This window comes from Streptomyces sp. NPDC096323, from assembly GCF_040302845.1.
Lineage (GTDB): Bacteria > Actinomycetota > Actinomycetes > Streptomycetales > Streptomycetaceae > Streptomyces.
Window position 1 is genome coordinate 277,571 of the sequence record NZ_JBEOSI010000007.1, and the last position, 11,987, is coordinate 289,557.

General features: G+C 72.0%; 12 protein-coding genes and 1 pseudogene. 6 read left to right on the forward strand and 7 right to left on the reverse strand.

The window, feature by feature from the left end; translation table 11 throughout:
- Positions 1-3: 3 nt before the first annotated feature.
- The 4 genes from ABTX18_RS21375 to ABTX18_RS21390 form a co-directional block, all read right to left on the reverse strand.
- A complete protein-coding gene (locus ABTX18_RS21375; protein WP_352124292.1) occupies positions 4-855 on the reverse strand; it encodes an EamA family transporter in 852 nt (283 codons plus the stop codon).
- The gene (locus ABTX18_RS21380; RefSeq protein WP_352124293.1) at positions 852-1,367 is read right to left on the reverse strand and encodes a YbaK/EbsC family protein; all 516 of its coding nucleotides are present in this window, start codon (positions 1,365-1,367) and stop codon (positions 852-854) included. The genes ABTX18_RS21375 and ABTX18_RS21380 overlap by 4 nt, the downstream gene beginning before the upstream one ends.
- 68 nt (positions 1,368-1,435) lie before the next feature.
- The gene (locus ABTX18_RS21385; protein ID WP_352124294.1) at positions 1,436-3,088 is read right to left on the reverse strand and encodes a penicillin-binding transpeptidase domain-containing protein; all 1,653 of its coding nucleotides are present in this window, start codon (positions 3,086-3,088) and stop codon (positions 1,436-1,438) included.
- 169 nt (positions 3,089-3,257) lie between these two features.
- On the reverse strand, positions 3,258-5,036 hold the full coding sequence (locus ABTX18_RS21390) for a dolichyl-phosphate-mannose--protein mannosyltransferase (RefSeq protein ID WP_352124295.1): 1,779 nt from the start codon (positions 5,034-5,036) through the stop codon (positions 3,258-3,260).
- A gap of 53 nt (positions 5,037-5,089) precedes the next feature.
- Between ABTX18_RS21390 and rsmI the strand changes: the two genes are divergently transcribed.
- The 6 genes and pseudogenes from rsmI (at position 5,090) to ABTX18_RS21420 (ending at position 10,575) form a co-directional block, all read left to right on the forward strand.
- The gene (gene rsmI / locus ABTX18_RS21395; RefSeq protein WP_352124296.1) at positions 5,090-5,986 is read left to right on the forward strand and encodes a 16S rRNA (cytidine(1402)-2'-O)-methyltransferase; all 897 of its coding nucleotides are present in this window, start codon (positions 5,090-5,092) and stop codon (positions 5,984-5,986) included.
- A 159-nt stretch (positions 5,987-6,145) separates the two neighbouring features.
- Positions 6,146-6,568, forward strand: a complete 423-nt coding sequence (locus ABTX18_RS21400; RefSeq protein WP_352124297.1) for a hypothetical protein — start codon at positions 6,146-6,148, stop codon at positions 6,566-6,568.
- A 62-nt stretch (positions 6,569-6,630) separates the two neighbouring features.
- Complete coding sequence (locus tag ABTX18_RS21405; RefSeq protein ID WP_352124298.1) at positions 6,631-7,497, forward strand: TatD family hydrolase; 867 nt, start codon at positions 6,631-6,633, stop codon at positions 7,495-7,497.
- A gap of 247 nt (positions 7,498-7,744) precedes the next feature.
- Positions 7,745-8,779 (forward strand): annotated as a pseudogene (locus ABTX18_RS21410) (resuscitation-promoting factor); the annotation flags it as partial.
- A gap of 21 nt (positions 8,780-8,800) precedes the next feature.
- A complete protein-coding gene (gene rsmA / locus ABTX18_RS21415) occupies positions 8,801-9,673 on the forward strand; it encodes a 16S rRNA (adenine(1518)-N(6)/adenine(1519)-N(6))-dimethyltransferase RsmA (protein WP_352124300.1) in 873 nt (290 codons plus the stop codon).
- Positions 9,670-10,575 (forward strand): 4-(cytidine 5'-diphospho)-2-C-methyl-D-erythritol kinase, encoded by a 906-nt coding sequence (locus ABTX18_RS21420; RefSeq protein WP_352124301.1) that lies wholly within the window; start codon positions 9,670-9,672, stop codon positions 10,573-10,575. Before rsmA ends, ABTX18_RS21420 begins: the two co-directional genes overlap by 4 nt.
- Here ABTX18_RS21420 and ABTX18_RS21425 read toward each other — a convergent pair.
- The 3 genes from ABTX18_RS21425 to ABTX18_RS21435 all read right to left on the reverse strand — a co-directional run bounded on the left by ABTX18_RS21425 (position 10,563) and on the right by ABTX18_RS21435 (position 11,827).
- Positions 10,563-10,823 carry a Txe/YoeB family addiction module toxin gene (locus ABTX18_RS21425; protein ID WP_352124302.1) on the reverse strand — a complete coding sequence of 87 codons (261 nt, stop codon included), beginning with the start codon at positions 10,821-10,823 and terminating at the stop codon, positions 10,563-10,565. The two genes, ABTX18_RS21420 and ABTX18_RS21425, sit on opposite strands and share 13 nt — an antisense overlap.
- Positions 10,820-11,071 (reverse strand): type II toxin-antitoxin system Phd/YefM family antitoxin, encoded by a 252-nt coding sequence (locus ABTX18_RS21430; RefSeq protein WP_352124458.1) that lies wholly within the window; start codon positions 11,069-11,071, stop codon positions 10,820-10,822. Before ABTX18_RS21430 ends, ABTX18_RS21425 begins: the two co-directional genes overlap by 4 nt.
- A gap of 96 nt (positions 11,072-11,167) precedes the next feature.
- Positions 11,168-11,827 carry a lipoprotein gene (locus tag ABTX18_RS21435; RefSeq protein ID WP_352124303.1) on the reverse strand — a complete coding sequence of 220 codons (660 nt, stop codon included), beginning with the start codon at positions 11,825-11,827 and terminating at the stop codon, positions 11,168-11,170.
- Positions 11,828-11,987: the final 160 nt, after the last annotated feature.

Sequence of the window (11,987 nt, forward strand, 5' to 3'; positions counted from 1 at the left end):
CGCTCAACTCGTATGCAGCATCAGCCCGATCCCCACCACCATCAGCCCCGCCGCCGCGATGCGCGGAGCGCCGAAGCGTTCCTTGAAGAACACCGCCCCGATGGCCGCGCCCACGATGATCGACGACTCGCGCAGCGCCGCGACCGGGGCGAGGGCCGCGCGGGTCTGGGCCCACAGGACGAGGCCGTACGCCGTCACCGAGAGGGCCGCGCCGAGCAGGCCGCGTACCGCGTAGGGGCGGAGACGGGCGGGCAGGGTGGAGCGGTGGCGGTGCAGGGCGTAGAGGGGGATCGCGATGCCCTCCAGGATCATCAGCCAGGCGACGTATCCGAGCGAGCTGCCCGAGGCGCGCACCCCGACGCCGTCGACCGTCGTGTAGCCGGCGATCGCCAGGCCGGTGGCGAGCGCGGCCAGGATGGCGGGCCAGTGGGGGCGCTCCCCCGAGCCGCGGATGCCCCACAGGGCCAGGCCCACCAGCCCCGCCGAGGCTACCGCGACGCCCGCCGCGGCCCACGCGTCCGGGTGCTCACCCACGAAGACGGCGGCCAGGACGGTGACGACCAGGGGGGCCGTGCCGCGGGCGATCGGATACATCTGGCCGAAGTCGCCCAGCGTGAACGACCGCATCAGCAGCAGCATGTACGCCACGTGCAGGGCGGCGGACACGAACAGGCAGGGCCAGGCGTCGGCCGCCGGGAGCGGTACGAAGCAGGCGGCGGCCGCGCCGATCAGCAGACCGCCTCCCGAGATGAGCGTGAAGGAGAGCAGCTTGTCGTGGATCGCGTGCGCGATGGCGTTCCAGCCGGCGTGCGTGAAGGCGGCCGTCAGGACGGCTATCGCGACGAGCGGGGTCACGCCGTCTGCTCGCGGACGTCCACCACCGTGCCGCCCGCGTGCCCGATCAGCGTCTTCGGGTCGAGCGGGAACACCGTGTACGGGGTGCCCGCCGCCGCCCACACCACCTCGTGCGCGAGCAGCCCGCGGTCGGCCAGTACCCGGGTCCTGGTGCGGTGCCCGAAGGGCGGCACCCCGCCGATCGCGTACCCGGTGGCCTCCCGCACCACGTCCGCGCCCGGGCGCCGCACCTTCACCGCGCCCAACTCCTGACGTACCAGCTCCACATCGACGCGTGAGGCGCCGTCCATCAGGACCAGGACCGGGACCCCGTCGGCCTCGAAGATCAGCGACTTGACGATCTCGCCGAGCTCGCAGCCGAGGGCGGCGGCGGCCTCGGCCGCGGTGCGGGTGGCCTCCGGGAAGCGGCGGATCTCGACGTCGAGACCGAGCTCGCGCAGGGCCTCGGCGAATCGGGGGTGGGCGGCGGAGGTCTCGTTGCCCGTCGGGGCGGAGGCGTCGGAAGTGCTCATGCCCCGCACGCTATCGGCCGTCGCCCGGGGCGTGCGATCGGGTTCCGGCGGTCATGGCGCGGTCGCGGTCACGGGCCCGCGAGCAGGACCTCCGCGACCACCGGACCGGCCGCGTCCCCGCCGTGGCCGCCGGACTGGACGAGGGCCGCCGCCGCCAGGTCGTTGCTGTAGCCGGTGAACCAGCTGTCGGACGTGGCCTGACCGCCGATCTCCGCCGAGCCGGTCTTACCGCCCTTGTCGCCGCCCACGCTCGCCATCGCGCGCGTGGCGGTGCCCTCCGGGCTCGTGGCGGTGTACTTCAGCATTTCCCTCAGCTGCGCCGACACCCCGCCCGGCAGCGGGCTCGCGGTGGCGAACTTCCGGTTGTCCAGGTCCCTCGGGACGATGTACGGCTGCAGGAACTGGCCGTTGACAGCGGTGGCGGTGATGGACGCCATGTTCAGCGGGTTCATCTGGATCTTGCCCTGGCCGATGTACGACGCGGCGGTCTCCGCCCCTTCGGAGGGCGGCACCGAGCCGTCGAACGTCTTGATCCCGGCCTGCCAGTTCTGGCCGATTCCGAAGTACTGCGAGGCCTCGTTGCCGAGTGCCGTGTCCCGCTTGCCGCTGCCCAGAGGCAGGACCGGCTTGATGAACGTGGTGTTGCAGGACTTCGCGAACGCTCGCTTCAGGGTGGCGTTCGGCAGCGAGAAATCGTCCAGGTTGTGGAAGGTCCGGCCCTCCCAGGGCACCGTGGACGGGCACTCGGCCGGCCCGTTCGCGCTGCCCAGTCCGTTCTGGATGATCATCGCGGCCGTCACGATCTTCATCGTCGAGCCGGGGGCCACCGTGGCGAACCGGGCCGGTTCGAAGCCGCCCGCCGGGTTGTTGGCGATGGCCCGGATCGCGCCGGTCGACGGCTCGACGGCCGCCACCGACGACTTGTCGTACTTCTTCACGGCCTTCTCCGCCGCCGCCTGGATCCCCGCGTCCAGCGTGGTCGGGACGCGGCCCGGCTTTCCCTTGACCAGGGTCAGCAGCGTCTGGTCCGCGCCGTCGGCGTTCGCGCTGTTGATCCACGTCTCGATGCCCGTGGTGCCGCCGGCCTTCTCGCCGTACTTCGCGCGCAGCTCGTCCAGGATGCCGCCAAGCGACGGGTACTTCTCCTTGGTGAGCACGTTGCCCTTGCGGTCGACCGCCTCGATCGACGCGGTCTTCGACTCCCCGGTCTCCAGCGACTCGCCCTTGTCCAGTTCCGGGTGGATGACGGAGGGCAGCCAGTCGACCAGGGGGTGACCGGTCGTCAGTCCGCGTACGACGGTGAGCTCGGAGGCGTACGACCAGGCCTTCGTCCTCCCCTCGTAGGAGACGGTCGCCTTGACCGTGTACGGCACCTTGGAGCCGGTCGCCGGGCCCGGGGTGATCACTGCCTTGGTGACATGGGCGGATTCGCTGTACGCGGCCAGGGCCGGTTCGGCGTCGCCCTTGTTGTTCGTGAGCTCCGCCGCGACGGCCGCGTCGCCCTTCGCCCACGCGGCGAGGAACTTCTCCGACGTCTCGGCTATCTCGTCCTTCGTGACCGGACCCGTCTTCACCTCGGCCGTGGTGGCCTTGCTGTCCGTGCCGCCCCCGACACCGCTGTCCCCAAGCCCGTCCAGGATGTTGTACGCGCCGTATCCCACCCCGCCCAGCACCACCGCGAACACCCCGCCGACCACGGCTACCTTCGCTCCACTGCGCATCCCTGCAGTCCCCCTCCCCAGGAGTCCCCCTTGAACGTGTTCAAGGGGGCTTTTCCCGGCACTTTACGGGACTGCCGTGACAGCGGGGGGTGTTGTTATCGGAATGCGATCCGGTCCGGTGCGAAGAGACCGGTGATCAGACCGGTGCATAGGCCACCGAACAGATCGGTCAAATCCAGGTATCCAGCCACATGCGATCCCGCCAGGAATCCTCCGGAATCGGGGTCCCGGTATAGAGCGGCCAGAAATAGATGAAATTCCACACGATCAGAAGGACCAGCACACCGGCCGCGACGGCCCCCACGGTCCGGCGCCGTTCACCCGAAGGATCACCCTTCGCCAGACCCAGTTCGTGTTTCGTCCCGGCCCCCGCCGCAGGGCCCAGCATCGCGCCGATCATCATCGCGACCGCGAGACAGAGGAACGGCACGAACACGACCGCGTAGAAAAGGAAAATGGTGCGTTCCTGGTACAGGAACCACGGCACCCATCCCGCCGCCACCCCGCACGCGATCGCGCCCGCCCGCCAGTCGCGGCGGAAGAACCAGCGCCACAGCACGTACAGCAGGGCGAAGCACGCCGCCCACCACAGCAGGGGCGTGCCGATCGCCAGGACCTCGCGCGCGCACTTGCCCGTCGACGACTGGACGCAGCCGTTCTGGTCCTCGTAGAAGTACGAGACGGGCCGGCCCAGCACGATCCAGCTCCAGGGATTGGACTGGTAGGTGTGGCCGGACGTCAGGTTCACATGGAACTCGTAGACCTGGTTCTCGTAGTGCCACAGGCTGCGCAGCCAGTCCGGCAGCCAGGTCCAGCTGCCGCCCTTGCCGTCGGTCGCCGCCCAGTCCCGGTAGTAGCCGTGCCGGTCGGGGTCGTTGTGGATGATCCAGCCGGTCCACGAGGCGAGGTACGTGAGGATGGCGACCGGCACCGTGGAGACGAACGCCGGCAGCAGATCCCGCTTCAGCACCGCCTTGTACGGCTGCACCGCGCCCGCCGTCCGCCGCGCGCCCACATCCCACAGGACCGTCATCAGGCCGAAGGCGACCATGATGTACAGCCCGTTCCACTTCGTCGCGAAGGCCAGCCCCAGCGAGATCCCGGCCGCGATCCGCCACGGCCGCCAGCCCAGCCGCAGCCCCTCCGCGACCCCGGCGTCCGGCCGCAGCACACCGTCCTCGCCGACCGGCAGCGCGGCGGCGAGCCTGCGCCTCGCCCAGTCCCGGTCGGCCAGCAGACAGCCGAACGAGGCCAGCACGAAGAACATCAGCACCAGGTCGAGCAGCGCGGTCCGGCTCATCACGAAGTGCAGCCCGTCCACCGCGAGCAGCCCGCCCGCCAGACAGCCCAGGAACGTCGAGCGGAACAGCCTGCGGCCGATCCGGCACAGCATCAGCACCGACAGGGTGCCGAGCACGGCCACCATGAACCGCCAGCCGAACGGCGTGAACCCGAAGAGCTGCTCACCGATGCCGATGATCCATTTGCCGACCGGCGGGTGCACCACATAACCGGGATCGGTCGGGACCGGCACCTGCGAGGGATCGTTGAGGATCAGCTTGTCGACGTCCTTGGGCCACGAGCCCTCGTAGCCCTGCTTGACGAGCGCCCAGGAGTCCTTGGCGTAGTACGTCTCATCGAATATCACCGCGTGCGGGGTGCCCAGCTTCCAGAACCGCAGCACCCCGGCGACGGCCGCCACCAGCAGCGGACCGCCCCACGCCGACCAGCGCACCAGCCGGTCCGCGAGCAGCGGGGGCACCCCGAGCACCGCCCAGAACTGCCCCCCGGGGCGGGTGTACGGCGGAACCAGCCGCTCCCGCAGCCCGATACCGGGGCGCGGGAAATGGCCGAAGCGGCGCAGCCGCTGCTGCCAGGAAGTCGGCTGCGGGCCGTGCTCTTCCCCGGCGTCTTGGCCCTGCCGGGCTTCGGGCGCAGTACTCGTCACCGCGCCATCGTAGGGAACGCGTCTGTGCGAGTGGCGTCGCCCGTGCTGGGAGGATGGACGTTGTGACTGGATCGACTGGAACGCTGGTACTCGCAGGGACCCCCATCGGCGACGTGGCGGACGCCCCGCCACGCCTCGCCGCCGAACTGGAGACGGCCGACGTCGTCGCCGCGGAGGACACCCGCCGGCTGCGCCGGCTGACCCAGGCGCTGGGCATCCACACGACGGGGCGTGTCGTCTCCTACTTCGAGGGCAACGAGTCCGCCCGTACGCCCGAACTCGTCGAGGCGCTGCTGGGCGGCGCCCGTGTGCTGCTGGTGACGGACGCCGGGATGCCGTCCGTTTCCGACCCCGGCTACCGGCTGGTCGCCGCGGCCGTGGAGAAGGACATCAAGGTCACGGCGGTGCCGGGCCCGTCGGCGGTGCTCACCGCGCTCGCGCTGTCCGCGCTGCCGGTGGACCGGTTCTGCTTCGAGGGCTTCCTGCCGCGCAAGGCCGGTGAGCGCCTCGGCAAGCTCCGGGAGGTCGCCGACGAGCGCCGCACGATGGTCTTCTTCGAGGCCCCGCACCGGCTCGACGACACCCTCGCCGCGATGGCCGAGGTCTTCGGAGCCGAGCGGCGCGCCGCGGTGTGCCGCGAGCTGACCAAGACGTACGAGGAAGTGAAGCGCGGCCCGCTGGGCGAGCTCGCCGTCTGGGCGGCCGAGGGCGTACGCGGCGAGATCACCGTCGTCGTCGAGGGCGCGGCCGACTCCGGGGCCGAGGAACTCGACGCCGAGGAGCTGGTGCGCAGGGTGCGGGTGCGCGAGGAGGCGGGGGAGCGGCGCAAGGAGGCGATCGCCGCCGTCGCCGCGGCGGCGGGGCTTCCCAAACGCGAGGTGTTCGACGCGGTCGTCGCGGCAAAGAATGCGGCTCGGACCGGCCCGGCGGACGTCAAAGGACTACTCTGAAAGGCAAAGCGAGAGCCGTGTTCCGGGCCCTTTTGCCACGAGAAGGCCAAAACCGCTCCAACACTCGACAGGGGCCGGTGCGCTCCCGCCGGTAAAGGCGTCCACTGGATCCAGGACGCATTCTCCGGAGTGCTTGTCCGGCGGACAAGAGGAGCAGGCATGAGCGACATCGCAGCAACCACCGTGCACGAGGCGTATGCCTTCGCGTGCATGAGGTGCGGATACGGCTGGGAACAGGCCTACGAAATAGAGCACCACGTCGACGCCTCCAACCACGCATTCGTCGTCTACAAGGCCGATGGCGAACGCGTGCCGTCGCCGCTCTCCACCCCGACGTGCACGAACTGCGGCGGGCACGTCGTACGGATCATGCGGGCCGGCCGCGTCTCGACCGTGCAGCAGCTGCTCCAGAACCAGGGCCAGGGTTACGGCCGGGGAAGCCAGGACCAGGTGCAGGCACCCGCCGGGCCGCTGCGGCCCGTCGAGCCGCCTCAGGGCGAGCGCGTGGCCGCCACCGCCGCGCCGACGAGCGGCCACCACTGGCACCTCTCCGACCTGCTCCACCCCTTCCACCGCAGGTGACGCCCGCCCGGTGAGACCCGCACGGTGACGTCACCGGCCACGGTCCTCGTACGATCGTGGCCATGAGCCGTACCGAAGCCCCGCCGCTGCCCGAGCCCCTCCGGGTGCCGGTCGCCGATGCGCACACCCACCTGGACATGCAGGACGGCACCGTCGAGGAGGCCCTGGCCAGGGCCGCCGCGGTGAACGTGACGACCCTGATCCAGGTGGGCTGCGACGTGAAGGGCTCGCACTGGGCGGCCGAGACCGCCGCCGCGCACGCCAGTGTGTACGCGGCCGTGGCGCTGCACCCCAACGAGGCCCCGCGGATCGTGCACGGGGACCCGGAGAACTCGGCGCGGCAGGGCGCGCGCGAGGGCGGCGGAGCCGCAGCGCTCCACGAGGCGCTCGCCGAGATCGACGCACTGGCCGCACTGGAGCACGTACGCGCCGTCGGCGAGACGGGACTCGACTACTTCCGCACCGGCCCCGAGGGCATGGCCGCCCAGGAGGAGTCCTTCCGTGCCCACATCGAGATCGCCAAACGGCACGGCAAAGCACTCGTCATCCACGACCGCGAGGCGCACGCCGACGTGCTGCGCGTCCTGGCCGACGCGGGCGCCCCCGAGCGGACCGTCTTCCACTGCTACTCCGGCGACGCCGACATGGCCCGCCTCTGCGCGGACGCCGGGTACTTCATGTCCTTCGCGGGCAACATGACGTTCAAGAACGCCCAGCCGCTGCGCGACGCGCTGGCCGTGGCGCCGATGGAACTGGTCCTGGTCGAGACGGACGCGCCCTTCCTCACCCCCGTCCCGTACCGCGGACGGCCTAACGCGCCGTACCTGATTCCGGTCACGCTGCGCGCCATGGCGGTGGTCAAGGGCGTCGACGAGGACACCCTGGCGTCGGTGATCGCGGACAACACGGCACGCGCCTTCGATTACTGACCCGTCCCGGCCCGTGCCCGGCGACGCTGTGTAGTCGCGCCGCCTTGGAGAGTGACGCCGCCTCCGCTATCGTCCCGGGCGCCAAGGGTGAGCCGGCCGGTACGGATCTTCTGGAGCGAGCGTCGTGAGCAATTCGCAGGGCAGTCACCGTGCCGCACGCGGCAGAGGACGTACGGCGGCGACCCGTCCGCGCGGGCCCGTCACCGTCGTCGTCCCGGGCCCGTCCCCCGTACCGCCGCACGAGGAGCTGACGCTCGCCGCGTGGCCCCGGCCCACGCCGACCGTCGTCGACGTACCGGCGGGACGGACCGAGGCCGCGACCGGCGGCGCGGGGCGCCTCGCCCAGGCCCCCACCGTCACCGCCCTCACCGTGCCGGCCTCCGGCGGCAGGGCCGGAGCGCGGCGGGGCACCCGGCGGCGGGCGTCCACCGGGCCCGAGCAGTTGCGCCGCCTGGTGCCGCAGGCCCTCGTGGTGGCGGTCCTGGCGGGCGGGACGACCGCGTTCGTCGCCGAGGACAAGGCGGTGACGCTGGACGTCGACGGAGAGCCCCGCACCCTGCACACCTTCGCCGACGACGTGGGCGAACTCCTCGCCGAAGAGGGCATCGACGCCGGCACCGCGGCGGTCTCACCGGCCCCCGGCACCCGCCTCGGCGACGGCGACGTGATCACCGTCGGCGGCCCGCGCCCGGTGACGCTCACGCTCGACGGGGTGCGGCGCAGGGTCTGGACCTCCGAGCCCACCGTCGGCGCCGCCCTGCGCCGGCTGGGCGTACCGGCCGACGGCGCCTACCTCTCCGTGTCCCGTGCCGCGCCCATCGGCCGTACCGGACTCACCCTCGACGTGCGCACCGAACGCACCGTCACCGTCATGGCCGACGGCCGCGAACACACCGTCCGCACCAACGCCGCCACCGTCCGCGAGGCCGTCGCCCGGGCCGGCGTCGTCCTGCACGGCGAGGACACCACGTCCGTGGCCCCGGACAGCTTCCCGCGCGAGGGCCAGACCGTCTCCGTACTCCGGATCGCGACCACCAGGGTCGTGCGCGAGGAGCTGCTGCCGTACGCCGTCGAACGGACCGGGGACGGGAACCTGCCCGCCGGCACGGAGGTGGTCGAGCGCGAGGGGCGCGACGGATCGCGCCGCGTGATGTACGCCGTGCGGACCGTCAACGGCGTCCGGCAGAAACCCCGGGTACTGGCCACGGAGGTCCTGGAGGAACCGGTCAGCCGGGTCGTGAAGGCCGGCACCGGGCCCCGGGGGGCGGGCCCCGCGGCCGCCCGGCGGCCGTAGGCTTAACGGGTGAGCACCACAGAGCCCGACGCCCTCCTGGGCCCCGCAGACATCCGCGAGCTGGCCGCGACGCTGGGCGTACGCCCCACGAAGCAGCGCGGCCAGAACTTCGTCATCGACGCCAACACGGTCCGCCGGATCGTGCGCACCGCGGAGGTCCGCCCGGACGACGTGGTGGTGGAGGTCGGCCCCGGTCTGGGCTCGCTGACCCTGGCGCTGCTGGAGGCGGCCGACCGCGTCGTCGCCGTCGAGATCGACGACGTGCTGGCGGGCGCCCTGCCGGCCACCGTCGCCGCCCGGATGCCGCAGCGCGTCGACCGGTTCACCCTCGTCCACTCGGACGCGATGCTCGTACGGGAACTGCCGGGGCCGCCGCCGACCGCACTGGTCGCCAACCTCCCGTACAACGTCGCGGTGCCCGTGCTGCTCACCATGCTCGACCGCTTCCCCAGCATCGAGCGGACCCTGGTCATGGTGCAGGCCGAGGTCGCCGACCGGCTGGCCGCCAGGCCCGGCAACAAGGTCTACGGCGTGCCGTCGGTGAAGGCCAACTGGTACACCGACGTCAAGCGCGCCGGCTCCATCGGCCGCAAGGTCTTCTGGCCCGCGCCGAACGTCGACTCGGGGCTCGTGTCGCTGGTGCGCAGGACCGAGCCCGTCGCCACGACGGCGAGCAAGGCCGAGGTCTTCGCGGTCGTCGACGCCGCCTTCGCCCAGCGCCGCAAGACGCTGCGCGCGGCCCTGGCCGGCTGGGCGGGCTCCGCGCCCGCCGCCGAAGCGGCCCTGGTCGCGGCCGGCATCTCGCCGCAGGCCCGCGGCGAGGCCCTCACCGTCGAGGAGTTCGCCGCCATCGCCGAGAACAAGCCGGAGCCCACCGCATGAGCCAGAGCGTCACCGTCCGGGTACCCGCCAAGGTCAACGTCCAGCTCGCGGTCGGCCCCGCGCGCCCCGACGGCTTCCACGACCTCGCCAACGTCTTCCTCGCCGTCGGCCTGTACGACGAGGTCACCGTCACCCCGGCCGACGCGCTGCGCGTCACCTGCTCGGGCCCGGACGCCGGCCAGGTGCCGCTGGACGCCTCCAACCTCGCCGCCCGCGCCGCGACCGCGCTGGCCGGGCGTCACGGCATCGCCCCGGACGTCCACATCCACATCGCCAAGGACATCCCCGTCGCCGGCGGCATGGCGGGCGGCAGCGCGGACGCGGCCGGTGCGCTACTGGCCTGCGACGCGCTCTGGTCCACCGGCGCCACCCGCGAGGAGCTCCTCGAGATCTGCGCCGAGCTGGGCAGCGACGTGCCGTTCAGCCTCGTCGGCGGGGCGGCCCTCGGCGTCGGCCGCGGGGAGCGGCTCACCCCCGTCGAGGTGGGCGGCACCTTCCACTGGGTCTTCGCGGTCGCCGACGGCGGCCTCTCCACCCCGGCGGTCTACAGCGAGTTCGACCGCCTTACGGCAGGCACCCCGGTGCCCGACCCCGTCGTGTCGCCCACGCTCCTGGACGCCCTGCGGTCCGGCGACACCGACGCCCTCGCCGGAGCCCTCAGCAACGACCTGCAGGCCCCGGCGCTGTCGCTCCGGCCCTCGCTGGCCCGCACCCTGGCCGCGGGCACCGTCGCGGGCGCACGGGCCGCCCTGGTCTCGGGCTCCGGGCCGACCACCGCGTTCCTCACCGAGGACGAGGCATCGGCCCGCGCGATCGCCGACGCGCTGACCGCGTCGGGGACCTGCCGCACCGCCCGGATCGCGTCGTCCCCGGCGCCGGGAGCGACGGTTCAGCGGCCGTAGTGGTAGCGGAAGGAGGCGATGCGTACCTCGTCCTCGGTCACGCGGTAGACGAGGCGGTGTTCGTCGCTGATCCTTCGGGACCAGTACCCGTGGAACGCGTGCCGCAGAGGTTCCGGCTTCCCGATGCCCTCGTTCCCTTTGCGGGTGATGTCCAGGAGCAGGGCGTTGATCCGCTTGAAAATCTTCCGGTCCTGGGCCTGCCACCACACGTAGTCCGCCCACGCGGTCTCGTGCCAGACGAGTTTCATTCGACGAGCTCCCGGACCGAGCCGCCACCGTTCTCGAGATCATCGATCGCAGCCAGCACGCGACGTGCGTTCTCGGGGCTCCGGTACAGGTAGGCCGTCTCCTTCATGGCCTCGTACTCGTCGAGCGCCACGATCACCACGGGCTCGTGCCCGGCACGCGTAACTATGACCTCTTCGCGGTCGTCGACGACCGCGCTGAGGGTCTCGGCGTACTTGGCCCGCGATTCGGTGTAGGTCATCGTCCGCACGGCTGCCTCCTCGGTGGCGTACAGGATGCTGTACGTACGGATAAGTGTGCGTACAGCGGTCGAGTGGGGCAACGGCGACACCCGTACGCCCCCGCCTCAGCCGAGCCGCACGCTCCGCTTCGCCAGCTCGAAGGCCGGCAGCATGGACTTGTGCTCGTGCGCGTCCAGCCCGCCCAGATGCACCACGACCGGCCCGTCCGGGGTGGCGACGGCGAAGGCCCGGTTCAGGCGTGTCTCGTCCAGGAGCTCGCTGTAGATGGTGTAGCGGGCCTCGGTCACGGACAGCTCGCCGACCGTGGTCTGCGTGTACGTGATCTTCGATGACCCGGTGTCGGCCTTCACGAAGCCTTCCAGGGCCTGGCGCGCCGTGCTCCCCTTGTCGTCGCCCTGCCACACCCGGAGGAACCCGATGTGCCCGGCGGGCTTCGCGTCGATCTCGCAGGCCAGGGTGACCGGGCCCTGGACGCCCAGCTCGGCGAAGTCCGAGCCCGGCTCGGCGGCGACCACGGACTCCGCTGTCCAGTGCTGCGCCGTGTCGAGGACGACGGGCAGCTTGCACACGGAGCCGGGGCCCCCGACCGTGCCGCCCTTGGCAGCGGACGGGTCCGTCGTCGCCTTGGCCGTCCTCTTCGCCGTGGCGCCGCCCGGCTTCGTGTCCACCTTCGTCGCGTCGTCGGCCTCCGACGAGCAGCCGGTCAGCGCCGCGGCTGCCAGCAGGAGGACGGGCGCCAGTGCGCGGACCGTACGTCGTGTCATGAAGTTCCCCACCCCGGGTCACCCGGGGACGGGCCCCGGGCCTTGATCAATTCGGGCAAGGTACCGCACGGGGGGTGTAGACGAGAACGCCGTGCCCGGCACCGGCCCGTACAGGTGAGCGGGCGCTCGTCAGGAGACCGGCGCCGCGGCGACTACGCTG

Coding starts and splice junctions, on each gene's coding strand:
- ABTX18_RS21385 (WP_352124294.1), bottom strand. CDS start 3,088: ATGCGCAGTGGAGCGAAGGTAGCCGTGGTCGGCGGGGTGTTCGCGGTG.
- ABTX18_RS21380 (WP_352124293.1), bottom strand. CDS start 1,367: ATGAGCACTTCCGACGCCTCCGCCCCGACGGGCAACGAGACCTCCGCC.
- rsmI (WP_352124296.1), top strand. CDS start 5,090: ATGGACGTTGTGACTGGATCGACTGGAACGCTGGTACTCGCAGGGACC.
- ABTX18_RS21420 (WP_352124301.1), top strand. CDS start 9,670: ATGAGCCAGAGCGTCACCGTCCGGGTACCCGCCAAGGTCAACGTCCAG.
- ABTX18_RS21425 (WP_352124302.1), bottom strand. CDS start 10,823: ATGAAACTCGTCTGGCACGAGACCGCGTGGGCGGACTACGTGTGGTGG.
- ABTX18_RS21405 (WP_352124298.1), top strand. CDS start 6,631: ATGAGCCGTACCGAAGCCCCGCCGCTGCCCGAGCCCCTCCGGGTGCCG.
- ABTX18_RS21435 (WP_352124303.1), bottom strand. CDS start 11,827: ATGACACGACGTACGGTCCGCGCACTGGCGCCCGTCCTCCTGCTGGCA.
- ABTX18_RS21400 (WP_352124297.1), top strand. CDS start 6,146: ATGAGCGACATCGCAGCAACCACCGTGCACGAGGCGTATGCCTTCGCG.